At 66.1% G+C, this 25782-nt stretch carries 28 protein-coding genes and 2 tRNA genes; 16 read left to right on the top strand and 14 right to left on the bottom strand.

Annotation, left to right across the window (positions count from 1 at the left end):
• Positions 1–97: 97 nt before the first annotated feature.
• Both BBH56_RS06770 and BBH56_RS06765 read right to left on the bottom strand, forming a co-directional pair.
• Positions 98–174: transfer RNA gene (locus BBH56_RS06770), tRNA-Pro, on the bottom strand.
• An 8-nt stretch (positions 175–182) separates the two neighbouring features.
• Positions 183–1160, bottom strand: coding sequence for a polyprenyl synthetase family protein (locus tag BBH56_RS06765; RefSeq protein ID WP_148122357.1), 978 nt, complete (start codon positions 1158–1160; stop codon positions 183–185).
• A 146-nt stretch (positions 1161–1306) separates the two neighbouring features.
• Here BBH56_RS06765 and rplU point away from each other — a divergent pair, with 146 nt between their 5' ends.
• The 4 genes from rplU to proB all read left to right on the top strand — a co-directional run bounded on the left by rplU (position 1307) and on the right by proB (position 4135).
• Positions 1307–1621 carry a 50S ribosomal protein L21 gene (gene rplU, locus BBH56_RS06760; RefSeq protein ID WP_144348056.1) on the top strand — a complete coding sequence of 105 codons (315 nt, stop codon included), beginning with the start codon at positions 1307–1309 and terminating at the stop codon, positions 1619–1621.
• Between the two features lie 28 nt (positions 1622–1649).
• A complete protein-coding gene (gene rpmA, locus BBH56_RS06755) occupies positions 1650–1910 on the top strand; it encodes a 50S ribosomal protein L27 (RefSeq protein WP_110882965.1) in 261 nt (86 codons plus the stop codon).
• Positions 1911–1983: 73 nt separating this feature from the next.
• Positions 1984–3006 (top strand): Obg family GTPase CgtA, encoded by a 1023-nt coding sequence (gene cgtA, locus BBH56_RS06750; protein WP_148122356.1) that lies wholly within the window; start codon positions 1984–1986, stop codon positions 3004–3006.
• Positions 2990–4135, top strand: a complete 1146-nt coding sequence (proB, locus tag BBH56_RS06745) for a glutamate 5-kinase (RefSeq protein WP_148122355.1) — start codon at positions 2990–2992, stop codon at positions 4133–4135. The genes cgtA and proB overlap by 17 nt, the downstream gene beginning before the upstream one ends.
• On the opposite strand, the gene rpsT is transcribed toward proB, so the two are convergent.
• Positions 4136–4399: a 30S ribosomal protein S20 gene (gene rpsT, locus BBH56_RS06740; protein WP_110882968.1), complete on the bottom strand. Its 264-nt coding sequence runs from the start codon at positions 4397–4399 to the stop codon at positions 4136–4138. It lies immediately after the preceding gene.
• Positions 4400–4463: 64 nt separating this feature from the next.
• Between rpsT and murJ the strand changes: the two genes are divergently transcribed.
• From murJ to ispH, 5 genes are all read left to right on the top strand, one after another.
• Complete coding sequence (gene murJ, locus BBH56_RS06735; protein ID WP_148122354.1) at positions 4464–6044, top strand: murein biosynthesis integral membrane protein MurJ; 1581 nt, start codon at positions 4464–4466, stop codon at positions 6042–6044.
• Between the two features lie 66 nt (positions 6045–6110).
• Entirely contained in the window at positions 6111–7064 is a 954-nt protein-coding gene (gene ribF, locus BBH56_RS06730) for a bifunctional riboflavin kinase/FAD synthetase (protein WP_144348060.1), read from the top strand.
• A gap of 4 nt (positions 7065–7068) precedes the next feature.
• Positions 7069–9888, top strand: coding sequence for an isoleucine--tRNA ligase (gene ileS, locus BBH56_RS06725; RefSeq protein WP_198515201.1), 2820 nt, complete (start codon positions 7069–7071; stop codon positions 9886–9888).
• A complete protein-coding gene (lspA, locus tag BBH56_RS06720) occupies positions 9888–10367 on the top strand; it encodes a signal peptidase II (RefSeq protein WP_148122352.1) in 480 nt (159 codons plus the stop codon). Before ileS ends, lspA begins: the two co-directional genes overlap by 1 nt.
• A gap of 42 nt (positions 10368–10409) precedes the next feature.
• Complete coding sequence (gene ispH / locus BBH56_RS06715; protein WP_148122351.1) at positions 10410–11393, top strand: 4-hydroxy-3-methylbut-2-enyl diphosphate reductase; 984 nt, start codon at positions 10410–10412, stop codon at positions 11391–11393.
• Here ispH and BBH56_RS06710 read toward each other — a convergent pair whose 3' ends face one another.
• Complete coding sequence (locus BBH56_RS06710; RefSeq protein ID WP_148122350.1) at positions 11394–11915, bottom strand: GspH/FimT family protein; 522 nt, start codon at positions 11913–11915, stop codon at positions 11394–11396. It lies immediately after the preceding gene.
• A 91-nt stretch (positions 11916–12006) separates the two neighbouring features.
• Between BBH56_RS06710 and BBH56_RS06705 the strand changes: the two genes are divergently transcribed.
• Positions 12007–12480 (top strand): prepilin-type N-terminal cleavage/methylation domain-containing protein, encoded by a 474-nt coding sequence (locus BBH56_RS06705; protein ID WP_148122349.1) that lies wholly within the window; start codon positions 12007–12009, stop codon positions 12478–12480.
• 43 nt (positions 12481–12523) lie between these two features.
• Positions 12524–12599: transfer RNA gene (locus BBH56_RS06700), tRNA-Thr, on the top strand.
• A 16-nt stretch (positions 12600–12615) separates the two neighbouring features.
• Here the strand turns inward: BBH56_RS06700 and BBH56_RS06695 are convergent.
• The 10 genes from BBH56_RS06695 to BBH56_RS06650 are packed head-to-tail and all read right to left on the bottom strand — an operon-like array spanning position 12616 to position 20019.
• Entirely contained in the window at positions 12616–14319 is a 1704-nt protein-coding gene (locus BBH56_RS06695; RefSeq protein ID WP_318262517.1) for a Na(+)/H(+) antiporter subunit D, read from the bottom strand.
• Entirely contained in the window at positions 14291–14596 is a 306-nt protein-coding gene (locus tag BBH56_RS06690; RefSeq protein ID WP_110882977.1) for a hypothetical protein, read from the bottom strand. Before BBH56_RS06690 ends, BBH56_RS06695 begins: the two co-directional genes overlap by 29 nt.
• Before the next feature lie 19 nt (positions 14597–14615).
• Positions 14616–16070 carry a proton-conducting transporter transmembrane domain-containing protein gene (locus tag BBH56_RS06685; protein ID WP_148122347.1) on the bottom strand — a complete coding sequence of 485 codons (1455 nt, stop codon included), beginning with the start codon at positions 16068–16070 and terminating at the stop codon, positions 14616–14618.
• Positions 16067–17551, bottom strand: a complete 1485-nt coding sequence (locus BBH56_RS06680) for a monovalent cation/H+ antiporter subunit D family protein (protein ID WP_148122346.1) — start codon at positions 17549–17551, stop codon at positions 16067–16069. Before BBH56_RS06680 ends, BBH56_RS06685 begins: the two co-directional genes overlap by 4 nt.
• Positions 17548–17907: a cation:proton antiporter subunit C gene (locus BBH56_RS06675; protein ID WP_110882980.1), complete on the bottom strand. Its 360-nt coding sequence runs from the start codon at positions 17905–17907 to the stop codon at positions 17548–17550. The genes BBH56_RS06680 and BBH56_RS06675 overlap by 4 nt, the downstream gene beginning before the upstream one ends.
• Positions 17904–18380 (bottom strand): Na(+)/H(+) antiporter subunit B, encoded by a 477-nt coding sequence (locus tag BBH56_RS06670; RefSeq protein ID WP_148122345.1) that lies wholly within the window; start codon positions 18378–18380, stop codon positions 17904–17906. The genes BBH56_RS06675 and BBH56_RS06670 overlap by 4 nt, the downstream gene beginning before the upstream one ends.
• Positions 18377–18886 carry a DUF4040 domain-containing protein gene (locus BBH56_RS06665; RefSeq protein WP_198515200.1) on the bottom strand — a complete coding sequence of 170 codons (510 nt, stop codon included), beginning with the start codon at positions 18884–18886 and terminating at the stop codon, positions 18377–18379. The genes BBH56_RS06670 and BBH56_RS06665 overlap by 4 nt, the downstream gene beginning before the upstream one ends.
• Before the next feature lie 29 nt (positions 18887–18915).
• Positions 18916–19260 carry a monovalent cation/H(+) antiporter subunit G gene (gene mnhG / locus BBH56_RS06660; RefSeq protein WP_144348069.1) on the bottom strand — a complete coding sequence of 115 codons (345 nt, stop codon included), beginning with the start codon at positions 19258–19260 and terminating at the stop codon, positions 18916–18918.
• On the bottom strand, positions 19253–19540 hold the full coding sequence (locus tag BBH56_RS06655; RefSeq protein ID WP_069134124.1) for a monovalent cation/H+ antiporter complex subunit F: 288 nt from the start codon (positions 19538–19540) through the stop codon (positions 19253–19255). The genes mnhG and BBH56_RS06655 overlap by 8 nt, the downstream gene beginning before the upstream one ends.
• Positions 19537–20019: a Na+/H+ antiporter subunit E gene (locus BBH56_RS06650; protein WP_148122344.1), complete on the bottom strand. Its 483-nt coding sequence runs from the start codon at positions 20017–20019 to the stop codon at positions 19537–19539. The genes BBH56_RS06655 and BBH56_RS06650 overlap by 4 nt, the downstream gene beginning before the upstream one ends.
• A gap of 122 nt (positions 20020–20141) precedes the next feature.
• Here BBH56_RS06650 and phoB point away from each other — a divergent pair, with 122 nt between their 5' ends.
• The 5 genes from phoB (at position 20142) to pstA (ending at position 25781) form a co-directional block, all read left to right on the top strand.
• On the top strand, positions 20142–20825 hold the full coding sequence (gene phoB / locus BBH56_RS06645) for a phosphate regulon transcriptional regulator PhoB (protein WP_083217688.1): 684 nt from the start codon (positions 20142–20144) through the stop codon (positions 20823–20825).
• Positions 20826–20837: 12 nt separating this feature from the next.
• Positions 20838–22154, top strand: a complete 1317-nt coding sequence (gene phoR / locus BBH56_RS06640) for a phosphate regulon sensor histidine kinase PhoR (protein ID WP_148122343.1) — start codon at positions 20838–20840, stop codon at positions 22152–22154.
• 66 nt (positions 22155–22220) lie between these two features.
• On the top strand, positions 22221–23237 hold the full coding sequence (locus BBH56_RS06635) for a substrate-binding domain-containing protein (RefSeq protein WP_144348072.1): 1017 nt from the start codon (positions 22221–22223) through the stop codon (positions 23235–23237).
• A gap of 111 nt (positions 23238–23348) precedes the next feature.
• Positions 23349–24596 carry a phosphate ABC transporter permease subunit PstC gene (pstC, locus tag BBH56_RS06630; protein ID WP_198515199.1) on the top strand — a complete coding sequence of 416 codons (1248 nt, stop codon included), beginning with the start codon at positions 23349–23351 and terminating at the stop codon, positions 24594–24596.
• 15 nt (positions 24597–24611) lie between these two features.
• A complete protein-coding gene (pstA, locus tag BBH56_RS06625; RefSeq protein ID WP_148122341.1) occupies positions 24612–25781 on the top strand; it encodes a phosphate ABC transporter permease PstA in 1170 nt (389 codons plus the stop codon).
• Position 25782 lies beyond the last annotated feature (1 nt).

Raw genomic sequence — 25782 nt, 5'->3', positions numbered from 1 at the left:
GGGCCTCTCCCGAAGCGTCTGGGAGGGGCATGATCGAGGAACTGCGGCCCCGCGGACCGCGGACCAGATCACAGAATGCGGAATGGGCTGGGGAAAGTGGTCGGAGTAGCAGGATTCGAACCTACGACCTCTGCCTCCCGAAGGCAGCGCTCTACCAAGCTGAGCTATACTCCGACTGTCCGTCAGTAGTCGCGGCCGACGGCAAATGCGGCGAGACGACCGAGCGCTGTACGGAACGGGCTTTGCTCGAGCGCGTCAAGCGCCTCGATGGCCTGGTCGGCCTCCTGTTCCGCAAGCCTGCGAGTATAGGTAATCGAGCCGGTGCGCGCAATCGCCGCCACCACGGCATCGATATCCTCCCGGCCCCCGTTTTCAATCGCATCGCGGACGATGCCACGGTCATCGGCCCCGGCATTCGCCATGCAGTGGATCAGCGGCAGCGTCGGCTTACCCTCCGCCAGGTCATCGCCAATGTTCTTGCCAATGGTGGCGGCATCGCCGTCGTAGTCGAGGGCGTCATCGGCGAGCTGGAAGGCGATCCCCAGGTGATGGCCGTAGGCGGCGGCCGCCTGCAGTCGGGCGGTATCGGTGGGGTGGTTGATTTCGACCGCCAGCTGGCAGCCGGCCTCGAACAGCACCGCCGTCTTGCGATCGATCACCTGCTGGTAGCGCGCTTCGGTCACGTCGGGATCGTGGACGTGCATGAGCTGCATGACCTCGCCCTCGGCGATGCGATTGGTGGTACGCGAGAACAGCGACATCACCGCCATGTCGTCGAGCTCCACCATCATTTCAAAGGCGCGCGTATAGAGGAAATCCCCCACCAGCACACTCGCCTCGTTGCCCCATATCTGATTGGCCGTGTCGCGCCCACGTCGCACTGCGGACTCGTCGACCACGTCGTCGTGCAGCAGGGTCGCGGTGTGGATGAGCTCCAGCGTTGCGCCCAGTAGGGCGTGGCGGTGGTCATCAGCGGGGTGGCCGGCGGCACGCGCCATGAGGAGCGCGACCATCGGGCGCAGCCGCTTGCCGCCACCGCCGATGATGTACTGGCCGAGCTGGTTGATCAGGGCGACTTCTGACTGCAGCCGGTCCTGGATGATCCCGTCGACCGCGGACATGTCGTCCGCAACGGGGTTGCGTATGGCGGCGATCTCCATTCGGATGGCATCTCGAGAGAGGGTGGTGGGAGGATGCTAGGAAGGCCTGATGGGGGTGTCAAGCGCGCCGTGCCGGGCGCGTTGACCCCGGGGACGAATGCGACTATCCTCTCACGGTTTTGGAACAACCTTCTGGAGTCGGTCGGATGTACGCGGTAATCAAGTCGGGTGGCAAGCAGTATCGAGTCGCTGAGGGCGATCTCCTGCGGGTCGAGAAGATCAATGCCGAGGCCGGCGAGACCGTCAGTTTCGACGAGGTTCTGCTCGTGGCCGACGGGGACGACGTTAAAGTTGGGACGCCGCGCCTTGAAGGCGGCGCCGTATCGGCCGAGGTGGTGTCGCAGAGTCGGGCGCGCAAGATCGAGGTGGTCAAGTTCAAGCGCCGTCAGGACTATCAGCGTCATTACGGCCATCGTCAGCACTACACCGAAGTCCGTATCACCGGTATTCAGGCGGGCTAGTCAGCCCCCGGCAACGGAGAGATCAGCAATGGCACATAAAAAGGCAGGCGGCAGTACTCGCAACGGCCGTGATTCGCATTCCAAGCGGCTGGGCGTGAAGCGCTTCGGCGGTCAGGCGGTCAACGCCGGCAGCATCATCGTGCGCCAGCGTGGCACGCACTTCCATGCCGGGCAGAACGTGGGGATCGGCAATGACCACACCCTGTTCGCCAAGGTCGACGGCAATGTCGTGTTCGCGCGCAAGGGCCCGCTGAAACGCCGGGTCGTGAGCATTCAGCCGGCTGGCTGAGCGCGGCCGGCAGTCTGCCCGGATACGGCCCCGCCTCGTGCGGGGCTTTTTGATGGTGACGCCTTGGTAACCCATGAAATTCGTTGACGAAGCGAGCATACGCGTGACGGCCGGCGACGGCGGCAACGGCTGCGTCAGCTTTCGTCGCGAAAAATACGTCCCACGCGGGGGACCGGATGGCGGTGACGGTGGGCATGGCGGCAGCGTCTGGCTTGAGGCCGACTCCGGACTGAATACGCTGGCCGATTTCCGGCACTCGCGCCGGTTTGCCGCCGAACGGGGTCATGACGGCCAGGGGCGGCAGCGAACCGGCCGCTCCGGCGAGGACGTCACCGTCCCGGTCCCCGTCGGCACACTGGTCAAGGACCGGGAAACCGACGAGGTCATCGGCGATCTCACCGGCCATGGCAAACGCCTGTGCGTCGCCGAGGGCGGCCGCGGCGGTCTTGGCAACGTCCACTTCAAGAGCGCGACCAACCGCGCGCCGCGGCGGGCGATCCCCGGCACCGAGGGCGAGCGGCGGGAGCTGGCCCTTGAGCTGCAGCTGCTCGCGGATGTGGGCCTGCTGGGCCTGCCCAATGCCGGCAAGTCGACCCTGCTGCGGGCCATTTCCGCAGCCCGCCCGCGGGTGGCCGACTACCCGTTCACCACCCTGCACCCCGGTCTCGGCGTGGTCCGCATTGGACCGGGCAGCAGCTTTACCGTGGCAGATATCCCCGGTCTCATCGAGGGCGCAGCCCAGGGGGCGGGGCTCGGCACGCGGTTTCTGCGTCATCTCGCCCGAACCCGGCTGTTGCTGCATCTGGTGGATATCGCCGGTATCTACGAGGGCCGCGACCTGGCGGCGGATGTGCGTACCGTCGCCGACGAGTTGACCGCCTACGGACAGGACCTGGCCGAGCTCCCCCGCTGGCTGGTGGTCAACAAGGCCGACCTGTTCCCCGAGGAGGATCGCCCGGGTGTGGTGGCTTCGCTGCGTGAGTCGCTGGGCTGGGATGGCCCGCTGTATCTGATCTCGGCGGAAACCGGCTGGGGGACGAATGCCCTGTGCCAGGCGGTGATGCAGTCGCTGCAGGACGATGATGAGCCGGCCTGACCCGCAGCGCCGCCGTCGGTGGGTGATCAAGGTGGGCAGCGCGCTGGTCACCGACAACGGTCGTGGCCTGGATCATCACCGGATCCAGGACTGGGTTCGCCAGATTGTCGAGGCGCGTGCCCGGGGGATCGAGGTGGTGCTGGTCTCATCGGGCTCGATCGCCGAGGGTGTCCGGCGGCTCGGCTGGAATCAGCGCCCTGCCGCGCTGCACCAGCTGCAGGCGGCGGCGTCGGTGGGCCAGATGGGGCTGGTCCAGGCCTATGAAGGCGGGTTTCAGCGCTTTGACGTGCGCACCGCCCAGGTCCTGCTGACCCACGAAGACCTCGCCGATCGCAAGCGCTATCTCAACGCCCGGGTGACACTGCGCGCCCTGCTTGAGCTCGGTGTGGTGCCCGTGGTCAATGAGAACGACACCATCGCCACCGACGAGATCCGCTTTGGCGACAACGACACCCTCGCGGCCCTGGTGAGTAACCTGGTCGAGGCGGACGAGCTGGTGATCCTGACCGATCAGGCCGGTCTGTTCGACGCTGACCCCCGTGCGAATGCCGACGCACGGCTGATCGATCGGGCGGCGGCGGAGGATGAATCCCTCGAGCGCCTGTGCTCCGACGCTCCCGGGGTGCTTGGCAGTGGTGGCATGCGCACCAAGGTGGTTGCGGCCCGGCGGGCGGCGCGCGCCGGCGCGCTGACGCGGATCGCGTCCGGGCGTGCCGCGGATGTGTTGACGCGCATCGCCGCGGACGAATCGGTGGGTACACGCCTGGAACCGTCCCGCGAACCGCTTGTCGCCCGTAAGCAGTGGATTGCCGGGCAGCTTCAGGTACGTGGGCGGCTATGGTTGGATGCCGGCGCGGCCGCGGTGTTGCGTGGGCATGGCCGCAGCCTGCTGGCGGTGGGCGTCACGGCCGTGGAGGGGCGTTTTCGCCGCGGCGAGATGGTGGCCTGTCTGGACCCGGCGGGTCAGGAAGTCGCCCGTGGTCTGGTCAACTACGACGCACCGGCGGCCCGGCGGATCGCGGGTCAGCCGAGCAGCGCGATTGAATCGATTCTGGGCTATCTGGCCGAGCCGGAGCTCATTCACCGGGACAATCTGGTTCTGACCGACCCGGTGCGTCTGCCGCAATGACTAGCCGAGCTGCTTGATCTGCTGGGCCAGCCGGCTTTTGTGACGGGCGGCCTTGTTCTTGTGGATGACGCCCCGGGTGGCCATGCGGTCGAGCACCGGTACCGCAGCGGCGTAGGCGGCCTCGGCAGCGGCCTTGTCGCCCTTGGCAACGGCGCTGGTCACCTGCTTGAGCTTGCTGCGCATCATCGACCGGCGGGCCTGATTATGACGGCGCTGCTGTTCGGCCTGGCGGGCCCGTTTGCGGGCGGAGGCGATATTGGCCAACGTGCTACTCCTATTGAGTCTTTAGCGTGGGAAAAGAGCGGTAATATGCGAAGGCAGCGCCCGAATGTCAACTCATAATGCGATCAGGCCGGCAGCCAGGCTCTGGCAGTCGGTGATGACGTTCGGCAGCTGGACGCTGGTGTCGCGGGTCATGGGGCTGGCGCGGGACATTGTCCTGGGCGTCATTTTCGGGCCCTCCGCGGCGACGGACGCCTTTTTCGTGGCGTTCAAGATCCCCAATTTCCTGCGCCGGCTCTTCGCCGAGGGCGCCTTCCAGCAGGCCTTCGTCCCGGTCCTGGCCGAGGCCCGCCAGCACGGCGGGGATGCCGCGGTGCGGCAGCTGCTCGGGCGTGTCAGCGGCTGTCTCGCGGTGATCCTGCTGGTCATGACGGGGCTCGCCATGCTGGGCTCGCCGGTGCTTGTGCGGGTGTTCGCGCCGGGGTTTGTCGATCAGCCCGACCAGCTCGCTCTGACTGCCGAAATGCTTCGGCTCACTTTTCCGTACCTGCTGTTGATCGCCCTGACCGCCGCCGCTGCGGCGGTGCTCAACACCTATCAGTCCTTCGGTCCGCCGGCATTCGCGCCGGTGCTGCTCAATCTGTGCCTGATCGCGGCGGCCATTGGTGTGGCGCCACGCCTTGAGGTCGGGGTCATGGCCCTGGCCCTGGCGGTGCCGGTGGCCGGCGCCCTGCAGCTCGCGGTGCAGCTGCCTTTCCTGTGGCGACGCGGCGTACTGGCGGCGCCCTGGCCACGCTGGTCCGACCCGGGGGTGCGGCGGATCCTGCGCCTGATGGGGCCGACGCTTTTCAGTACATCGGTCCAGCAGATCAACCTGCTGCTCGATACCATCCTGGCGTCATTCCTGGTCGTGGGCTCGATCAGCTGGCTCTACTGGTCGGACCGGCTCATGGAGTTTCCGCTGGGGGTGTTCGGGATTGCGCTGGGCACGGTCATTCTGCCGCGGCTGTCGGCCCAGCATGCCGAAGCCAGTCCCGAGCGCTTCAATGCCACGCTGGACTGGGCGCTACGGCTGGCGTTGGTGATCATTGCGCCGGCCACCCTGGGTCTGATCGCGCTGGCCTCGCCGCTGCTGGCCACCCTGTTCGGTTATGGCGAGTTCGGCGCCGCTGACGTCGAGGCCGCTCACTGGAGTTTGATGGCCTATGGCATCGGGCTTTTCGGCTTCGTACTGGTCAAGGTCCTGGTGCCCGGCTACTTCTCGCGTCAGGACACTCGCGGACCGGTCCGCTGCGCGGTCATCGCGATGGGCGTCAACATGGTCCTCAGCCTCTCGCTGGTGGCACTGCTGATCGGTACGGGGATCGCCCATGCCGGTCTGGCCCTGGCCACGGGCCTCGCGGCCTGGGTGAACGCCGCCCTGCTGCTGCGGGGCCTGCGCCGGCAGGGCATTTATCAACCCTTGCCCGGCTGGGGGCGGTTGTCCCGGCGGGTGCTGGCGGCCCTGCTGGCGATGGCGTTCAGCCTGCAGGCCGCGGCCGGGGAGCCCGCCCTGTGGCTGGCCCTGGACGCCCCGTTGCGGATCGCCTGGCTGGCCGGCGTGATCGTGCTTGGCGCCGGGGTCTATGGACTGGTGCTATGGCTGCTCGGCGTGCGGCCGGGCGAGTTCCGCGAGCCACCGGCGTGAACATGGCTGGATGGCCACCGGCTCCCGTATACTGCGGGTTGATCATGATCGGGTTGGATACAGAGCATGGAACTCATCCGCGGCGCGCATAACCTCGAGCAGCGGCACCGGCCGTGTGTGGCCACCATCGGTACCTTCGACGGCATCCATCGCGGCCATCAGGCGGTGATCGAGGCCCTGCATGCGGCCGGCCGCCGGCTTCAGCGGCCGGCGACCGTCATCCTGTTCGAGCCCCAGCCGCGCGAATTCTTCACGCCCGACCGGGCGCCGGGGCGCATCACCCGCCTGCGCGACAAGCTGCGCATCCTCGAATCGCTGGGCGTGGAGCGCACCCTGTGCCTGCGCTTTGACCATCGCCTTGCCCGGGAGCCGGCGGAGGATTTCATGCGCCGACTGCTGATCGACGCCCTGGACGTGCGGTTTCTCATGGTGGGCGATGACTTCCGCTTCGGGCATCGACGCCGGGGCGACTTCAGCATGCTCCGCTCGGCGGCGCAGGCCTTCGGCTTTGAGCTTGAGCGCATGCCCACAGTCCATGACGGCGATTCGCGGGTCAGCAGTACCCGCGTTCGTGAAGCCCTCGAGGCGGGTGATCTGGCCACCGCCGAACGTCTGCTCGGCCACCGCCTGCGCATCACCGGGCGGGTCGCCCACGGCGAGGCGCTGGGTCGGGAGCTGGGCTGGCCGACGGCCAATATCCGTTTCGGGCCGCATCCGCCGCCGATGCGCGGCATTTTCAATGTCCGGGTTCATGGCCTGGGCGAACCGCGCCCCGGAGTCGCGAGCCTGGGTACGCGCCCGACCGTCAACGGTGTGGAGACGCTGCTCGAGACGTATCTGCTGGACTTCTCCGGCGATCTCTACGGTCGCCCCATTGAGGTGGAGTTTCTGACCCGGCAGCGCGGTGAAGAACGCTTTGATGGCCTCGACGCCCTGAAAGAACAGATTGCCGCGGATGTCGCCGCGGCCCGGACGTGGTTCGTGGACCACGGTTATCTCACAGCCAACAGCGCAGGATGAATCCGTGAGCGATTACAAGGACACCCTCAACCTTCCAAGGACCGCATTCCCGATGCGCGCCGGCTTGGCCAAGAGCGAGCCCCGGCGCCTGGCGCGCTGGCGCGAGGAGGACGTCTACGAGCGTCTGCGTGAGGCGCGCCGCGGGCGGACCCGTTATGTACTGCATGACGGGCCACCCTACGCCAATGGCAGCATTCATATCGGCCATGCCGTCAACAAGATCCTCAAGGATGTGATCGTCAAAAGCCGCAGTCTGGATGGCTTCGATTCGGTCTATGTGCCGGGCTGGGACTGCCATGGCCTGCCCATCGAGCATAAGGTCGAGCAGACCATCGGCAAGGCCGGCGAAGCGGTCAGCGAGCGCGCTTTCCGCGATGCCTGCCGCGAGTTCGCCACCGAGCAGGTCGCCGGGCAGAGCGAGGATTTCCAGCGCCTGGGCGTGCTCGGCGACTGGCAGAACCCGTATCTGACCATGGCCCCCCGGACCGAGGCGAACATCCTGCGGGCGCTGGGCGAGATCGTGCGGAATGGCCATCTCAAACGCGGCTTCAAGCCCGTGCACTGGTGCATGGACTGCGGCTCGGCACTGGCCGAGGCCGAAGTCGAGTACGAGGCCCATACCTCGCCCGCCGTCGATGTGCGGTTCCGCGCGCTGGATGGCGAGGGGCTTGCGCGGCGCTGTGGGGCCAGTGTCGACGTGGGCGACGCGCCGGTCTCAGTCATGATCTGGACCACCACACCGTGGACGATCCCGGCCAATCAGGCGGTGGCGCTGCACCCGCAGTTCGACTACGTGCTGGTGTCCGTCGAGCATGGCCGCGAGTACATGCTGCTGGCCGAGGCCCTGCACGAAACCGCGCTGGCCCGTTATGGCATCGAGCATTTCGGTATCGTCGGACGGTGCCGGGGCGAGCATCTCGAGGAACTCACCCTCGTGCATCCATTCCTGGACCGCCATGTGCCGCTGATCATGGGCGAGCACGTCACCACCGAGGCCGGCACCGGAGCGGTTCATACGGCGCCCGACCACGGTGCCGACGATTTCGAGGTGGGTCAGGCCTACCACCTGCCGCTGGAAAACCCCATCGACGACGCCGGACGCTTCCGCGGCGGCGAGTTCGCCGGGCAGTTCGTGTTTGATGCCAACCGCGGCATCGTCGAACGCCTCGAGGCGTCGGGGGCCCTTGCCCATCACGAGCCCTATGCCCACAGCTATCCGCACTGCTGGCGGCACAAGACACCGATCCTGTTCCGCGCGACCCCGCAGTGGTTTCTCAACCTCGAGGCATCGCAGGTCCGTGCCCGTACCCTCGACGCACTGCCGCAGGTGAACTGGCATCCCGCCTGGGGCGAGGAGCGCATGGCCGCCATGATCGCCAACCGGCCCGAGTGGTGCATCTCGCGACAGCGTAACTGGGGAGTGCCGATCGCGCTTTTCATCGACCGCGAGACGGGCGAACCGCATCCGCAGACTGATCGCCTGATCGAGGCAGTGGCGCAGCGCATGGAACAGGACGGGATCGATGCCTGGTTCGAGCTCGACCCCCGGGAGCTGCTGGGTGACGAAGCCGAGCGCTACGAAAAGGTCACCGATATCCTCGACGTCTGGTTCGACTCCGGGACCACGCACGCCACGGTGCTGCGCGGGCGGGATGACCTGCAGTGGCCGGCCGACCTCTATCTGGAGGGCAGCGACCAGTACCGCGGCTGGTTCCAGTCGTCACTGCTCACCGGCATGATGATCGACGGCAGGCCGCCGTATAAGACCGTGCTCACCCACGGCTTCACGGTGGATGAGCAGGGCCGGAAGATGTCCAAGTCAAAGGGGAACGTCGTCGCGCCCCAGTCGGTCATGAACGCCTTGGGGGCGGATATCCTGCGACTCTGGGTGGCCTCGTCGGATTACACCGGCGAGATCGCGGTGTCCGACGATATCCTCAAACGCACCGCCGATGCCTATCGCCGGCTGCGCAACACGGCGCGTTTCCTGCTGGCCAATCTGGACGGCTTCGAACCGTCCGCCAATGCCCTCGCGCCCGGGCAGATGCTGGCCCTTGACCGCTGGGTGGTCGACCGCGCCCTGCAGCTGCAGGAGGCCATTATCGATGATGCCCAGCGCTTCGACTTCCATCAGCTCTACCAGCGCGTTCACCATTTCTGCGTGCTTGATCTGGGCGGTTTCTACCTGGATGTCATCAAGGATCGCCAGTACACCACCGGGGCGGACAGTCTCCCGCGGCGTTCCGCGCAGACGGCCATGTGGCATATCGCCGAGGCACTGGTCCGCTGGCTGATGCCGGTGCTGTCCTTCACCGCCGACGAAATCTGGGAGCATCTGCCCGGCGAGCATGCCGGGACGGTCCTGGAGGCCGAGTGGTACGGGGGGCTGACGCCGCTCGACGACGGGCTGATGAACCGGGCTTTCTGGGAGGATGTCCTGACGCTGCGCGACGCGGTGGCCAAACGGATCGAGGCCATGCGCAACGACCAGCAGCTGGGCGCGACACTTGAAGCCGAGGTTGATCTGTACTGCCCTGAGCCGCTGGCGGCGCGCTGGCAGGCCCTGGGTGATGAGCTGCGCTTTGTCCTGATCACCTCCGCGGCGCGGGTGCATCCGCTATCCGAGGCGGATGACCAGGCCCGGGCCGCGCATCTGGGCGACGGGACGCGGTTTCTGTTCAGCGTCCAGGCAAGCGGGCATGACAAGTGCGAGCGTTGCTGGCACCGGCGCGCCGATGTGGGAGAGGATCGGGACCATCCGGCAATCTGCTCGCGCTGTGTCAGCAATATCGCCGGCGACGGTGAGACACGCCGGTTCGTCTGATGCGCAGCGGACTGCGATTCGGGTTACTGCTCGGTCTGACGGTGCTGGTCGTCGACCAGGCCAGCAAGTGGCTGGCCTTCAACAGCCTGTCGCCCTATACGCCCGAAGCGCTGCTGCCCCTGGTCAATCTGACCCTCGCCTTCAATACCGGTGCGGCGTTCAGCTTTCTGGCCGATGCCGCAGGCTGGCAGCGCTGGCTGTTGATCGGGGTGGCGGTGGTCGTCAGCCTGTATCTGCTGCACTGGCTGCGCAGCCTGGCGGGCGGGCGACGCCTTGAGGCCGCGGGGCTGGGACTGATACTGGGCGGCGCCGTGGGAAACCTCATCGACCGCGTCCGGCTGGGCGCGGTCATCGATTTTATCGACGTTCATTACGGTGGCTGGCACTGGCCGGCTTTTAACGTGGCCGACGCGGCGATTACGGTGGGCGTCGTGATGATCCTTCTCACGGCCTGGCTGGACTGGCGACGCGCTCGCTGAGTCGCCGGGGCCGTACCTGATCCGCCATGGGAGACTCGCACAATGCAGGAAATCAGACTCGCCAACCCCCGCGGCTTCTGCGCGGGCGTGGACCGTGCCATCAGTATCGTCGAACAGGCGCTGGAGGCGTTCGGACGGCCGATCTATGTGCGTCATGAAGTGGTGCATAACCGCCTGGTGGTCGACGACCTGCGGGACAAGGGGGCGATCTTCGTCGAGGAACTGGATGGCGTGCCCGCCGGGTCGACGCTGATCTTTTCGGCCCACGGGGTATCCCAGTCGGTCCGGGACGAGGCGGTGGAGCGTGGCCTGCACGTGTTCGATGCCACCTGTCCGCTGGTGACCAAGGTACATATGGAGGTGCGCAAGCACGCCCGGCAGGGCCGTGAAGTGATCCTGATCGGTCATGACGGTCACCCGGAGGTGGAGGGCACCATCGGTCAGTACGTCGGGGAGCGCGCCGACCAGGGCGGCATTCACCTTGTCGAGACGCCGGCGGACGCCCACGCGCTGACCGTCAAGAACCCGGATGATCTGGCCTTCGTCACCCAGACCACCCTGTCCATGGATGACACGGCATCGGTGATCGAGGCTCTTCAGACGCGGTTTCCGCGCATCGAGGCGCCGCGCAAGGACGACATCTGCTACGCCACCCAGAATCGCCAGGATGCCGTTCGCGAATTGGCCGGCGAGGTGGACGTGATGGTGATCGTGGGATCGACCAACAGCTCGAACACGCGGCGCCTCACCGAGCTCTCGGAGCGCCTTGGAGTGCCCGCCCACCAGATTGATCGCGCCGTCGAACTCGAGCGCGACTGGGTGGCCGATGCCGGCCGCATCGGCGTGACCGCCGGCGCCTCCGCCCCCGAATCATTGGTGCAGGCGGTCATCGATCAGCTGGTGGACTGGGGGGCACAGCGCCCGGACACCAGCGGCAGCTACACCGAGGATGTGGTGTTCTCAATGCCGCGTGATTTGCTGCGGGCGATCCCCAAGCGTGGCGAGATCAAGACGGTCGCCGACTGATCAGCAGGCCGATGCCGCGGCGGACTCGATGCGGGCCCGTCCGGCGGCATTGACGATCATTGACCGGGCCGCGCGCAGCCGGCCCGCCGGCGTGCGCTGACACAGCGACAGTGTGCCCATCTGCAGGCTGCCACCGGGACGGCGGGTGGCGCCACTGGGCTGGTAGTGCAGTGCTCCCCCAATGCCGGCATTGGTGGCCGCGGTGATGGAAGTGGGTAAAGCGGCCGCGGTCGCAAGCCGCTCCTCGCGGGGTTGCCGGCGGCCGTCGCCGTTGGCATCGACAAAGATCATCCAGCCCTTGTGCCAGGTCCTGTCGGTGGCGGCGATCACCACCGCCCGCCCGCGTGTCACCGCCGCGTGGCGGGCATGCCGGACCGCCCCGTGCAGGCGGTCGGTGGCGCTGTCGAGCCGCGCCTTATGGGCCAGGTCGGAGAAACCCGGCGCACTCAGCATGACGAGCACCGCCGCCAGCGCGAGCGTGACGAGCAGTCCGAGCAGGGTGTGGCCGTGCTGTGCGGGCATTGAAGATCGCCTTGACCCCGGTGATCGTCCAATCTAGCGCACTGGTCCGCTGCGTCGAGGCCCGCTGGTCGGAGTCTGGCAGCTTGGAGGCATGCGCCCTTCGAACGGATTCACGCTGCTGGAGATGCTGATCGCCCTGGCGATCGTGGCCATCCTCGCCCTGGCGGCCGTGCCGGCGTACCTCCAGCCCATGAGTCGGGTTGAATCCACCCAGGCCGGCGCCTGCCTGCTCGAGCTTGCCGGCCAGCTGGACCGGCATCGTCTGGAGGGTGAGGACTACGCCGGCTTTGCGGTGGCCGGCTCGGACGCGGCCTGCCGGTTACGTCTGTCGGATCGCTATCGTTTTGAGGCCGGTGTCCCCGGCGAGCCGACCTGGGGTGGCATGACCACCGACCCGGTTGCCTGGCAGCTGCGGGTCCGACCACGGGCCACCGATGGACACGGGGCGCAGGCCCCGGGGTGTGCGGCTCTGGTGGTGCGGGATGATGGCCGCCGTGGCGTGATGGCCGACCTGGCGGGAGCGGTCCAGACCGCCGCGGATCGGGTTCGGCGCTGCTGGCGCTAGTCTTGTCTGAACCGCATGCCTCGTCTAACATATCGCCCCGATTGCCGGCGTAGCTCAGTTGGTAGAGCAACGCATTCGTAATGCGTAGGTCCGCGGTTCAAATCCGTGCGCCGGCACCAGTCTTCCCGCCGCACCTCATCTCCCCAGGCCAAAGACCAGCAGCAGGGCAAGGACCACCGCCGTCCAAAGCGCCATGGAGCCGGTCGGCCAGCTGCGCAGGGGCCAGCCACTGAGTCGCAGATGCGTGGCCCAGCCCTCGAGTGCCTCAAAGCGTGCCATGAACGCCTGCCGCGCCGCCGCATCAACCCGGCGGACCCCGCCACCGAGGCGGTCCAGCGCCCGCTTGCCGGGCACGCGGTAGAACCAGTCCAGATCGAGGCTGATCTTGTTCTTGCCGCCGAGCACGCCCACCAGCAGGAAGAATCCCAGCCCGGTGAACAGCAGCAGCTGCATTTCCTTGATCAGATGACCGGCGGTATACGCCTGATACTCCACCGGGTAGGGCAGGATGGCGTACAGCCACCCCGGTGCGATGCCGATGACAAAGCAGAGCAACGCCGCGATTCCCATTGCGATGCGCATGTTCAGGGGCGCCTCCGGCGGCCGCAGGCCCGAATCCTGGCCCATGAAGGTGTACCAGGGCAGCTTCAGGGTGGTGCTCATGAAGGTACCAACGCCCGCCAGGGTCATCAGCAGAAAGATCACCCCGCGTCCCTCCACCGCTGCCGCTTCAATGATCATGGTCTTACTCACGAAGCCGCTGAACAGCGGGAAGGCCGAGATCGACAGCCCGCCGACCATATAGAGCAGAAAGGTCACCGGCATGGTGCGGTAGAGGCCGCCAAGTTCGGTCAGCCGGCTGCGTCCGGTCATCTGCAGGACCGCCCCGGCGCCCATCAGCAGCAGCGCCTTGTAGAGGATATGGGTGAAGGCGTGGGCGGTCGTGCCGCTGATGGCCAGCGCGCTGCCCAGCCCGACACCCGCGACCATGTAACCCACCTGGCTGATGATGTGATACGACAGCAGCCGGCGGATGTCGTTGACCAGAAAGGCATAGATCACGCCGTAGAGCGTCATGAAGACACCCAGCCACACCAGCAGCTCCGTGCCCGGAAAGCCCCGTGCCAGGACATAGACCGCCGTCTTGGTGGTGAAGGCGCTGAGAAACACCGTCCCGGTGACGGTGGCCTCGGGATAGGCATCGGGCAGCCAGGCATGCAGTGGCGGCGCCGCGGCATTGATCAGGAATGCCACCAGAATCAGATAGAAGGCCGGGCCACCGCCGTCAAGCGCCTCGAAGGCGAGGCTGCCGGTGTGAAGCCAGTAGGCGATGATGCCCGCGAGCAGCAGCATCCCCCCGAGGGCATGGATGATGAGGTAGCGGAACCCCGCCTCGTAGGCGGCCTGGCGGCGGCGCCGCCAGATCAGCCACACCGAGGCGATCATCATGATTTCCCAGAACACGTAGAGCGTGATCAGATCGCCGGCGAACACCGCCCCCAGGCCGGATGCCGCATAGAACGCCGCGGCCACATGCTGGGCACCGTCGTCGACCTGGAGCGCGAACACGTTGCCGATGAAAATGATCAGCGCGAAGACGTAGGCGAAAGCGAGACTGAGCTTGTCGACCCGCAGTGGCACCAGCTCGAGTCCGGCAAGCTCCAGGCGAATGGTCAGCCCCGCGGGCAGCGCGACCACCGCCGCCAGCACCAGCAGTGGCAGGACCAGCTGCCAGACCTGTCGCTGGCGCCCCTGGAGCACCGCCAGGGGCAGGGCGCCCAGCATCAGCAGCAGCGCGGGATGCAGCCACTCACCCATGTCCGGACGCTCCGTGATCATCGGTGTCGTCGTCCGGCTCGGCATAGTAGTCCGGGCGCCGATAGACGAGGCCATAGCCGATGGCCTTGTACACGCCAATCAACAGCAGCGCCCCGAGAAACGCGAAGACGGCCGTAAAGCCGGGTATGCCGTCCCAGGGAAAGCGGCTGTAATGCGATGGCTTGAGCACGTCGAGCAGCACCGACAGACCCATAAGGCCGATCATCGTCCCCCGCACCAGCCGGCCGTGCCGGACCAGTGCACCGATCATCGCGGCGGTCGCAGTCGTCATTTTCATGCGTGCTTCCTTGCGGTCATCAAGGTATCCCCATGGCGAGCAGTCGATAGGCGGGATCGGCGAGGATGAACAGCACCAGCGTGCCGGCGGCGGTCACCAGCAGTGGGACAAGACACAGCGCCGGCGCCTCGGACACCCGGTAGCGTGCCGGTTCGTCATCGGGCGGTGGGCGCAGGAACGCCCGCATCACCGGCGGCATCAGGTAGCCGATGTTGAGCAGTGTGCTCAGCACGAACGCCCCCACCACCAGGTACTGCTGCGTGCTCCAGGCACCGCTGATGAGGTACCACTTGCTCCAGAAGCCGCCCGTGGGCGGTAACCCGATCACACACAGCGCGCCGATGAAAAAGGCCAGCATGGTCAGGGGCATGCGGCGGGCGAGGCCGTCCATACCGGAGACCGTGTTGATCCCACTGGCCACATAGATCGCACCGGCACAGAAAAACAGGGTGATCTTGCCAAAGCCGTGCATCAGCATGTGCAGCCCGCCACCGATCGCCGCCAGCTCGGTGGCCAGCAGGGCACCGGTGACGATATAGGCCAGCTGGCTGACGGTGGAGTAGGCCAGCCGCGCCTTGAGATTGTCCTGCCGAAGCGCCACGAGGGAGGCGGCCAGCATGGTGAATACGGCGATGTACAGCATCAACGGCTGGGTCAGCAGCGACTGCGTATAGTCCAGCCCGAAGATATAGAGCACGACGGTGAGCACGCTGAACACGCCCGCCTTGACCACCGCCACGGCATGCAGCAGGGCGGAAACTGGCGTCGGTGCCACCATGGCCGCCGGCAGCCAGCGGTGGAAGGGCATGATCGCCGCCTTGCCAATGCCGTAGAGCAGCACCACCAGCAGCAGCGCGCCCGCACCCGGTGATACCGAGTCGTCGAGGATGCCGCCGGTGGTGAAGCTGAGCGTGCCGACCGAGGCCCCGATCCAGATGATCGCCGGCAGCATCAGTCCGATGCTCGTCACCAGCAGCAGCGCCAGATAGGTCCGCGCCCCGCTGCGGGCCTTTTCAGTGCCGGTATGCGCCACCAGGGGATAGGTGGAAATCGACAGGATCTCGTAGAACAGGTACAGCGTGAGCAGGTTCTCGGCGAACGCGATGCCCATGGTGGCGCCCAGCGCGATCGCGTAGCAGGCCATGAACAGGGTCAGGTGGTGGTAGCCGCCCGCGCGCAGATAACCGATCGCGTAGGGTGTGGCGACGATATAGAGCGTCGAGGCGAGCAGCGCGAAGATCAGCCCGAGCGGCTGGGCCGACAGGGTGATGGACACGCCGGGGATCCAGTCCACCAGGGTCTGCTCCATGGCATCGTCGCCCCCGACCCGCCGGATGAGCACCCCGACCACGGTCAGGAACAGCGGCACCGGCAGGGCAAAGCACAGGCCGTCGCGCAGGCGGGGCCGGTTGGCGGCGAGGCCGATCGCGGCGGCGCCGAGGAACGGGATCAGGACCGCCAGAAACGGCGTCATGACCACACTCCGCCGGCCAACGCCTGGGCCGCCCGGGTGGCGCCCCCCACGGTCAGGCGGGTATCGATGCCAAACCAGAAGTTCGCTGCGACCAGCACCCAGACCGGCAGCAGCAGTGTCCAGTGCGCCTCGTGCACGGTGGGGGCATCCTCGGGGCGGGGCTGCATCCAGGCGATTTCCACCACCCGCGCGATGTAGATCAGCGCCATCAGCGAGGTGATGAGGATCAGCCCGACAAGCCAGAGCTGGTCGGCCTCCACGGCGGCGCTGAGCAGATACCACTTGCTGATGAACCCCGCCGTCGGCGGCAGCCCCACCAGGCTGACCCCCGCGAGTGCAAACGCGGTCAGGGTCCAGGGCATCTGCCGGCCGATGCCTCGCAGGTCACTCATCGCCAGGCCGCCGCAGCGGTAGGCGATGAGCCCGGCGCTGGCGAACAGGGCCGCCTTCATCAGGCCATGGTTGAAAAGATGCAGAAACGCGGCGCTCAGCCCGGCAAGCGTGGTCAGGCTGACGCCCAGGACCATGTAGCCGACCTGCGCGATCGACGAGTAGGCCAGCATGCGCTTGAGGTTGCGCTGCATGATCGCCAGCCACGAGCCGGCGAACATGCTGCCGATGGCAAGCGCCATCAACCCCGCCGCCAGCGGCAGCGCGGCGAAGCTGTAGGCGGCGCCGAAAACGTCGAAGATGAATCGCAGCATCACATAGAGCGCCACCTTGGTCGCGGTGGCGGCGATCAGGGCACTGATCAGTGATGGCGCGTAGGTGTAGGCATTCGGCAGCCAGTGATGCAGCGGGAACAGCGCCAGCTTGATGGCGAGACCCACCACGACGAAGCCCAGTCCCACCTGGAGCGCCCGGGCGCCCTCCGTCACCAGCAGTCGCTCAGCGATATCCACCATGTTGAGCGTACCGGTGAGGATGTAGAGCACGGCGATCCCGATGAGCAGGAAAGTGGCACCCACCGTGCCCATGATCAGGTAGCGGAAGGCGGCGATCAGGGCGCGGCGGTCGCGGCCGTGGGCGATCAGACCATAGGTCGCCAGCGACGAAATCTCGAGGAATACGAAGACGTTGAAGACATCACCGGTGAGCGTGATGCCGAGCAGCCCCGCCAGGGCGATGAGCACGAGCGCATAGAAACTGCCCTGCCGCTCAGGCACCTCGGCATCCACCAATGGCTTGCCCCACGGCAGGAGGATCGCCGACACGCCGGTAATGAGCAGTGCGACGAACGCGTTGGCGGCATCCACCCGGTATTCGATCCCCACCGGCGGGGCCCAGTCGCCGAACGCGTAGCTCAGCGTGCCGCCATCAAAAACCGCCGCCAGAACCATGGCGGCCAGGATGAACGCCGTGGTCATGGTGAGAGTCGCCAGCACCCATGGCAGGCCGCGACCGGGCAGCAGGGCGCAGACCGGGCCGGCGATCAGCGGGATGAGAACGACGAAAGGCATCAGCTCGGTGATCGAGCTCATACGCGGTCGTCCTCCTCGGCCGCGTCGATGGCGTCATCGTCGATGCTGCCGTAGGCCTCGCGAATGCGCACGGTCAGCGCCAGGGCGACGGCGGTGGTGGCGATACCCACCACGATGGCGGTCAGGATCAGCACGTGGGGCAGGGGGTTGGAGTAGCGCTCCACGCCCTCGCGCAGCACCGGGGTCGCGCCGCCGATGACCTTGCCCGCGGAGATGAACAGGATGAACACCGAAGTCTGGAAAATCCCCAGACCGATGACCTTCTTGATCATGTTGCCGCGCGTGATCATGCAGTAATAGCCGGTCATCATCAGCACGATCACCGCCCAGTAGTTGATGAAGCTCAGCAGCGTCATTCCCCGTCCACCCTGACATCATCCGTGGCATCGGGATCGAGGCCGGCGGCCAGCGTATCGGCGCGGCGGCGGGCGAACAGCAGGAAGATCAGCATCACCACCGCGGCCACGGTGACGCCAACGCCGAACTCGACGAGAATGATGCCGGTCTGCTGCGCCGCCTTGGGCGCATCGAGCAGCGGATAGAAATCGAGAAAGCGGCCGCCCAGTACGACGCCCAGCACCCCGATCAGGGCGTAGAGCAGCACCCCCAGCGAGGCGAGGGCGTAGATCACCCGTTGCGGAATCACCCGCAGACCGGTCTCAAGCCCGTAGATGAACACGAACAGGATCCAGGCCGAGGCGAACAGCACGCCGGCCTGAAACCCGCCCCCCGGGGAATATTCGCCGTGAAACTGGACGTACAGACCGAATAGCATGACCAGCGGGATGAGAAAGCGGGCCACGACGACCAGGATGGCGTTATCTCTCATCGTTCATCCTCTTCCCGCCGGCGTTTCCGGGGCGGCGGCGAGAGCAGGGCATAGACCACGATGCCGGCGGTGAGGATGACCACCGCTTCGCCCATGGTGTCGATGGACCGGTAACTGGCCAGCACCGCCGCCACAAGGTTGGGAATCCCGATGTCCGCATAGGTCTGGTCGATGAAATAAGGCCCCAGGTGCTGATGGACCGGATTGCCGGGCTGGCCGAAGGCGGGAAGGTCGAACGAGGCATAGATCAGCGCGGCGCCGGTCAGCGTGACGATCGCGAGCGCCGGCAGGCTGTGGCCGGTCCGTCGATGCTCGTAGCGGGGGACGAGGGCAAGCACCGCGAGAATGAGCACGGTGCTGATGCCCGCACCCACCGCCGCTTCGGTGAGCGCCACATCACCCGCGTCGAGGGTGGCGAACAGCCCGGCGATGGTCAGCGAGTAGATGGCGAACAGCATGGTCGCCTTGAGCAGATCCCGGGTGACCACCACGGTGACCGCGACCACGATGAGCAACACCAGCAGGGTGATGTCGATCAGGTGTTCGATGACGATTCTCCCGATGCACGGCGCCGATCCCGCGTGACCGGTTCGATGCCGGCCGCCATGGCCGCCCGTGCCGTGGCGTGCGAGGCCGTGGGTGTGGTGAACAGCAGAAACAGCAGGATCAGCAGTAGCTTGAAGCTCAGTGGGTGCCAGCCGGACTGGAGCACCAGCCCCCCCACGATCAGCAGCGGTGCGATGGTATCGGTGACGCCGCCGGCATGCAGTCGGGTGTAGATATCCGGGAATCGGACCACGCCGATGCCGCCTATCACCGCGAAGGCGCCGCCGGTCAGCAGCATCCCGGCCGAAATGAGGGTGATCAGTGGCTCAATCATCGGATGGCTCGCGACTGGCGGCCAGATCGCGCTGGCGGACCAGCTTGAGCACTGCGATGACGGCCAGGAAGTTGATCAGCGCGTAGACCAGCGCCACGTCCACCAGGTCGTTGTTGCCCGAGAAATAGGCGATGAGCGCGATCAGCAGCACCGTTTTCGTGCCAAAGACATTGACGCCGACGATGGTGTCGAACACCGATGGCCCGCGGATGGCCCGCCACAGCGCCAGCGCCATGGTGGTGAAGATCGCGAGGATCGTGGCGAGCAGGACGTTCGTCATCGGGGCTTGCCCTCGAGCCACTGCACGCGCCGTCCCATGGCGTCGGTCTCAAGCCCCTCGACGGCGTCCGCGAGCAGCGCGTGGACCTGGGCGCGGTCGCTGTCACTGGCCAGCCAGGTGGTCACGGTCCCCGGGGTCAGGGTGATGGAGTTGGCGTAGGTCACGCGCCCCACGTTGGTGTGCTGGCGGACCGGTACCTCGATCAGCGTGGGCTGGATGCGCCGCGGGTCGAGTACCGCCCGCGCCACGGCGATGTTGGAGAGAATCACCTGACCCACGAGCCAGACCCAGTAGACCAGCAGCCGCCAGGACAGTGTCGCCGGATCGTGCTCGGCGCCCAGGACTTCCATGCGCTCGGTCAGCCATACCACGAGTGCCACCGAGGCCGCCCCCAGCCCGAACAGCAGCGGCTTGTAGACACCGGACAGACCTAGCCAGAGGATTGCCAGCATCAAGGCCAGCGAGAGGTAATAGCGCATGGCGTGGAATGTATCAATGTCGCCCCGCCGCTGCCAGCCGGTCAGAGTGACCGCACGCTGTCACAGAGTCGCAATCTGAATGTCATTATACTGGGGCGCAACCAAGGGTAGGGGGATCAGTCTTGGCGAGTATTCTGCTGGTAGAGGACGAATCGGCCATCCGCGAAATGGTGGCGATGGCTCTGGAGCGGGCCGGCTATCGGGTGCGGCACGCCGAATCCGCCGAGGACGGCGAGGCGGCCATCCGGCTCAGTCAGCCCGACCTGCTGCTTCTCGACTGGATGTTACCGGGGCAGAGCGGCATCGACTTCGCCCGTCGGCTCAAACGCGACCGCGCCACCCGGGATATCCCGATCATCGTGCTGACTGCGCGGGGCGAAGAGGCGGATCGGATCAGGGGGCTGGATGCCGGTGCGGATGACTACGTACCCAAGCCGTTTTCCCCGCGTGAGCTCGTGGCGCGGGTGAAGGCGGTGCTGCGACGGGTCCAGCCCACCGCCAACGAGTCGCCGGTGGAGGCCCGCGATCTGCGGCTCGACCCGGTCAGCCATCGGGTGACCGGGACCGGTCGTGCCCTCGAAATGGGGCCGACCGAGTTCAGGTTGCTGCACTTTTTCATGACCCATCCCGATCGTGTGTTCAACCGTGCGCAGCTTCTCGATAATGTCTGGGGAACGAATGTCTATGTCGAGGAGCGCACCGTTGACGTCCACATCCGCCGCCTGCGCAAGGCCCTCGAGCCCTCCGGGCATCATGACCTGCTGCAGACCGTCCGCGGCGCGGGCTATCGTTTTTCCGCCGACTGAACGGGTCCGCCCATGTTGATGAGCAACCCGTGGCCGGCCGTGGTGTTCCGCACCGTGGCCGGGGGGGCGTTTCTGGCGGTCTTCGGGCTTGCCACCGGCGTCCCATGGCTGGTGCTGCTGGCGGGCGCGGCGCTGCTGGTCCATCAACTGGTGCAGGTCTATCGTCTGGAGCGCTGGCTGCGGACATCGCGACGCCGCCATCCGCCTCGTGGTCGAGGGCTGTGGGGGCATGTGCTGGATGGCCTCGATCGTCAGCAGAACCGGCAGCGCGCCCGGCGGCTGCGTCTGGTGGGCCTGCTGCGACGGTTTCGCGAGGGCGCCAATGCCATGCCCGACGGCACCATCGTGCTCTCGGCAGCGGGCGAGATGCAGTGGTGGAATCGCCTGGCGTCGCGGTATCTGGGTCTGCAATGGCCCCTGGACCGTGGCCAGCGCATTGCCAACCTGATCCGGCATCCCGACTTTGCCGCGTATCTGACGGCGCGGGACTGGACCGCAGCGGTCAAGATCCCTTCACCGCAGGATCCGCGCCGCACGCTCGAGATTCGAATCGTCCCCTACGGCGACCACCAGCAGATGCTGCTCGCGCGCGATGTCTCGGAGCTGCATCGGCTGGAGACCATGCGGCGGGATTTTGTCGGTAACGTCAGTCATGAGCTGCGCACGCCGCTGACCGTATTGCAGGGAATGTCGGAGCAGCTCGGTGAGATGGAGTCGCTGGACGCCGAGGATCTACAGCGGCCGCTGGCGTTGATGGATCAGCAGATCGGGCGCATGACGCGGCTGGTGGATGATCTGCTGCTGCTCTCGCGGCTCGAGACCGAGCGCCCGGTGGTGGATCGCGCCGCCCTGGACATGCCGCGGCTGCTGGACGAGGCGGTGGAAGAGGCCCGGGCGCTCAGCGGCGGCCAACATGGCATCAGTGTGACAGCGGATGAGTCGCTGAGCATTGAGGGGGATGAGGACGAGATCCGCAGCGCGCTCTCCAACCTGCTGTCGAATGCCGTGAAATACACCGCCGCCGGGGGCCGGATCGACGTGCGCTGGTTTGTCGCTGAGGGGGCGGCCTGCCTGGCGGTCGCGGACACGGGGCGCGGTATTCCCGCCCACCATATCCCGCGGCTCACCGAACGGTTCTATCGCGTGGACGCCGGTCGTGCGGCGCGTGATGGCGGCACGGGGCTGGGGCTCGCCATCGTCAAGCACGTGCTCTCGCGCCACGGCGCCCGGCTTGAGATCACCAGTGAGATGGGCGTGGGGAGTACCTTCACGGCGCTTTTCCCGATAGCCGCGCGGGTCAGCCCGGCACCCGATGCGTCGGTTTCATGATCCTGTCACAAAGCGTGGCTACGCTCCCCACAGTCCACAACCGAAGCATCAACGAGGAGTAACCTCATGCAGATTTGGAAAACGAGTGCACTGGCCCTGGCGGCCACGGTCGGCGTGACGACTCTGGCGAGCGCGCAGGAGCGTGAGCAGATCCGGATCGTCGGCTCCAGCACGGTCTATCCCTTCGCCAGCTATGTTGTCGAGGAGTTCGGTGCGACGACCAACTTCCCCACTCCGGTCATCGAGTCGACCGGCTCCGGTGGCGGAATGCGCCTGTTCTGTGAGGGCGTCGGTGTCGGTACGCCGGATATCACCAACGCCTCGCGCCGCATGAAGCCGAGCGAGTTCGATCGCTGCCAGGAAAACGGCGTCACTGAGATCACCGAGGCGCTGATCGGCTCCGACGGCATCGTCCTCGCCCAGAGCGATGAGAACGATCCGCTGGCCCTGACCCGTGAGCAGATCCTGATGGCGGTTGCCGCCCAGGTCCCGCAGGACGGGGAGATGGTCGACAATCCCTACACCAACTGGAATGAGATCGACTCCAGCCTGCCCGATCGTGAGATCGAGATCCTCGGCCCGCCGACGACCTCCGGCACCCGCGACGCCTTCGAAGAGCTGGTCATGGAAGAGACCGCTGAAGGGGCCGGCTTCCCGGCGGAGTACACCGATATCCGTGCGGACGGCGTCTACGTCGACTCGGGCGAGAATGATAACCTGATCGTCCAGCGGATCCAGGAGAACACGGACGCGATTGGTGTGTTTGGCTACAGCTTCCTGGTCGAGAACGAGGACACGCTGGATGCGGCCACCGTCGACGGGGTCGAGCCGACCACCGAGACGATCTCGCAGGAAGACTATCCGGTCGCCCGCAGCCTCTGGTTCTATATCAAGGATGCCCACGAGGGTGTGATCCCGGGTATCGACCAGTACGTCAGCCTGTTCATGGATGACATCATGATCGGTGAGGATGGCCTGCTGATCGAAGAGGGCCTGATTCCCCTGCCGTCCGCGCAGAGCGCCGAGTGGCGTGATCGGGTCGACAACCGGGTTGATCTGCAGCGCAGCGACCTCGAGGGGTAACGTCCGGAGCGACTCGATAATACGATGAGTCGCTGACGTTAAGGGCCGCTATCTCCGCTGGAGGTGGCGGCCTCTATGGTCTGACGAAACAGTGAATCCTGGGGGATCGCCTTGAGCATTGCGACCACTACGCTTCTGTTAATGGCGGCGATTGCCGGACTCGGCCTGATCGGTTTTCGATGGGGGCGGGGCAAGGCGCTGGCGGCCATGGCCAGTGGCATCAGTATGCATTCCCGACCGCAGCAATATGGCTGGTACCCGGTCATCTGGATGGGTCTGCCGGCGCTCGGTTTTGCCCTGGGAATGGCTCTGCTCAGTGTGACTGGCGTCATCGCACCCGCCAACGAAGTGGTCCTGATGGTATCGCTGGCGGCAGGGGCAGTGGGGCTCAGTCTTGGACTGCGGGCGATCCGCCCGGAACTGCGGGCGCGTAACGCGCTCGACCGTACAATCCGCTGGCTGCTGCTGAGCGCCGCGCTTATTTCGATCTTCACAACCATCGCGATCGTGCTCTCGATCCTGTTCGAGGCCATGCGTTTCTTCCGCGAGGTCAGTGTCTGGGAGTTCGTGACCGGTACCGTCTGGTCGCCGGGTGATACCTTTCTTGAAGCGGCTGGCCGCGGCGACGAGGTGTCCGAAGGGAGCTCATTCTTTGGTTCCGTGCCATTGTTCGCCGGCACGTTCATGGTCACCGGCATCGCCATGGCGACGGCGCTGCCGATCGGTCTGCTCTCCGCGATATTCATGTCCGAGTACGCCACGCCGCGTCAGCGCGGCATCGCGAAGCCGGTCCTGGAGATCCTTGCCGGCATCCCGACCGTCGTCTACGGCTTCTTTGCCGCCATCACCGTGACCCCGATCATCGTCGACATCGCCGAGTTCTTCGGACTGGATGCGTCATATAGCAACATCCTCTCGCCCGGCATCGTGATGGGCATCATGATCATCCCGTTCATCTCGTCGCTGTCCGACGATGTGATCAACAGCATCCCGCAGAGTCTGCGCGAGGGCGCCTACGCACTGGGCACGACCCATTCCGAGACGATCAAGAAGGTGATCCTTCCGGCCGCGCTGCCCGGTGTGATCTCGGCGTTTCTGCTGGGCGTCTCGCGGGCGCTGGGTGAGACGATGATCGTTGTCATGGCGGCCGGCGTGCGGCCCAACCTCACCTGGAATCCGCTGGAGGATATGACCACGGTCACGGTCAGCATCGTTTACTCCCTGACCGGTGATCTGGCCTTTGACAGCCCGCAGACCCTTTCCGCGTTTGCGCTTGGGCTGGTGCTTTTCACAGTGACATTGATGCTCAATCTGCTCTCGACCTATCTGGTTCGCCGATTCAAGCAGAAGTACGACTAAACGGGACGCCCTGCGATGCAACGACGACTGACCGGCTCTGCCAACGATCCACTGATCCGCGCCCGTTACAGGCGCGAGGCCCGCTTCCGGGGTTACTCGATCGCCGCGCTGTTCGTTGCCTTCGGCATCATCATCGCGTTTTTCACCGATATCATCGGCCAGGGGCAGAGCGCTTTCTGGCGGACCGAGGTCAAAGTAACGCTGGACTACAACGAGCGCGCGGAGCGCATCGGCCAATTCGCGGTCGCCGAGGACCTCCGGGATATCGTCTCCCGGGGTGCGGTCCGCGGCATCCCGCTGGAGATCAGCAACAACCCGGAGCTGGCCGGGATCACGCGTGAGGCGTGGGTGCCGGTCAAAAGCACCATCGACCAGTACGTCAAGGGCAAGGATGAGCTCGAACCAGCGCTGGCCCGCCAGGTGGACGCGCTGCTCGCCGAAGGCGTGATGCGCACCACGTTCAACTGGGCCTTCTTCACCAGTGGTGACTCCAAACTCCCGGAACTGGCGGGCATATTCTCCGCGGCGGTCGGCTCGATCCTGGTATTGGCCGTGACGCTGGTGTTCGCCTTTCCAATCGGGGTCATGTCGGCCATTTACCTCGAGGAATTCGCGCCGGATAACAAGCTGACCCAGGCGATTGAAGTCAATATCAACAACCTGGCGGCGGTGCCGTCGATCATCTTCGGCCTGCTTGGCCTGGCGGTGTTCATCAATACCCTCGGTGTGCCGCGCTCATCAGCACTGGTCGGTGGACTCACGCTGGGGTTGATGACCCTGCCGATCATCATCATCAGCACCCGGGCGGCGCTGCGCTCGGTACCGGATCCGATCCGGCTGGGTGCCTTCGCGATGGGCTGTTCGCGCTGGCAGGTGGTACGTGACCACGTCCTGCCGCTGTCGCTCCCGGGCATCCTTACCGGCACCATCATCGGGCTGGCGCAGGCGATGGGTGAAACCGCGCCGCTGATCATCGTGGGGATGATCGCCTATATCCCGGAGGCGCCGTCGAGCATCTTCGACTCGGCGACGGTGCTGCCGGCCCAGATCTTCACCTGGGCGGGCGAGCCCCGTCAGGCCTTCAGCGAAAAGACCGCAGCCGGGATCATGGTGCTCCTAGCGATTCTACTGACACTCAACGCCACCGCCGTGCTTCTGCGGCGCAAGTTCGAACGTCGCTGGTAGC

This window comes from Spiribacter roseus (assembly GCF_002813635.1).
Classification (GTDB): domain Bacteria; phylum Pseudomonadota; class Gammaproteobacteria; order Nitrococcales; family Nitrococcaceae; genus Spiribacter; species Spiribacter roseus.
Note: the sequence above shows the minus strand (reverse complement) of the source record. Positions and strands in the feature narration are given on the sequence as shown.

Coding starts and splice junctions, on each gene's coding strand:
- BBH56_RS06670 (WP_148122345.1), bottom strand. CDS start 18,380: ATGAGAGATAACGCCATCCTGGTCGTCGTGGCCCGCTTTCTCATCCCG.
- phoR (WP_148122343.1), top strand. CDS start 20,838: ATGTTGATGAGCAACCCGTGGCCGGCCGTGGTGTTCCGCACCGTGGCC.
- proB (WP_148122355.1), top strand. CDS start 2,990: ATGATGAGCCGGCCTGACCCGCAGCGCCGCCGTCGGTGGGTGATCAAG.
- ribF (WP_144348060.1), top strand. CDS start 6,111: ATGGAACTCATCCGCGGCGCGCATAACCTCGAGCAGCGGCACCGGCCG.
- BBH56_RS06685 (WP_148122347.1), bottom strand. CDS start 16,070: ATGACGCCGTTTCTGGCGGTCCTGATCCCGTTCCTCGGCGCCGCCGCG.
- cgtA (WP_148122356.1), top strand. CDS start 1,984: ATGAAATTCGTTGACGAAGCGAGCATACGCGTGACGGCCGGCGACGGC.
- pstA (WP_148122341.1), top strand. CDS start 24,612: ATGCAACGACGACTGACCGGCTCTGCCAACGATCCACTGATCCGCGCC.
- BBH56_RS06655 (WP_069134124.1), bottom strand. CDS start 19,540: ATGACGAACGTCCTGCTCGCCACGATCCTCGCGATCTTCACCACCATG.
- murJ (WP_148122354.1), top strand. CDS start 4,464: ATGTCAACTCATAATGCGATCAGGCCGGCAGCCAGGCTCTGGCAGTCG.
- rpmA (WP_110882965.1), top strand. CDS start 1,650: ATGGCACATAAAAAGGCAGGCGGCAGTACTCGCAACGGCCGTGATTCG.
- ispH (WP_148122351.1), top strand. CDS start 10,410: ATGCAGGAAATCAGACTCGCCAACCCCCGCGGCTTCTGCGCGGGCGTG.
- BBH56_RS06690 (WP_110882977.1), bottom strand. CDS start 14,596: ATGAAAATGACGACTGCGACCGCCGCGATGATCGGTGCACTGGTCCGG.
- BBH56_RS06635 (WP_144348072.1), top strand. CDS start 22,221: ATGCAGATTTGGAAAACGAGTGCACTGGCCCTGGCGGCCACGGTCGGC.
- rplU (WP_144348056.1), top strand. CDS start 1,307: ATGTACGCGGTAATCAAGTCGGGTGGCAAGCAGTATCGAGTCGCTGAG.
- lspA (WP_148122352.1), top strand. CDS start 9,888: ATGCGCAGCGGACTGCGATTCGGGTTACTGCTCGGTCTGACGGTGCTG.
- BBH56_RS06680 (WP_148122346.1), bottom strand. CDS start 17,551: ATGAGCTCGATCACCGAGCTGATGCCTTTCGTCGTTCTCATCCCGCTG.
- BBH56_RS06675 (WP_110882980.1), bottom strand. CDS start 17,907: ATGACGCTGCTGAGCTTCATCAACTACTGGGCGGTGATCGTGCTGATG.
- BBH56_RS06705 (WP_148122349.1), top strand. CDS start 12,007: ATGCGCCCTTCGAACGGATTCACGCTGCTGGAGATGCTGATCGCCCTG.
- BBH56_RS06695 (WP_318262517.1), bottom strand. CDS start 14,319: ATGATCACGGAGCGTCCGGACATGGGTGAGTGGCTGCATCCCGCGCTG.
- BBH56_RS06710 (WP_148122350.1), bottom strand. CDS start 11,915: ATGCCCGCACAGCACGGCCACACCCTGCTCGGACTGCTCGTCACGCTC.
- mnhG (WP_144348069.1), bottom strand. CDS start 19,260: ATGATTGAGCCACTGATCACCCTCATTTCGGCCGGGATGCTGCTGACC.
- BBH56_RS06650 (WP_148122344.1), bottom strand. CDS start 20,019: ATGCGCTATTACCTCTCGCTGGCCTTGATGCTGGCAATCCTCTGGCTA.
- BBH56_RS06765 (WP_148122357.1), bottom strand. CDS start 1,160: ATGGAGATCGCCGCCATACGCAACCCCGTTGCGGACGACATGTCCGCG.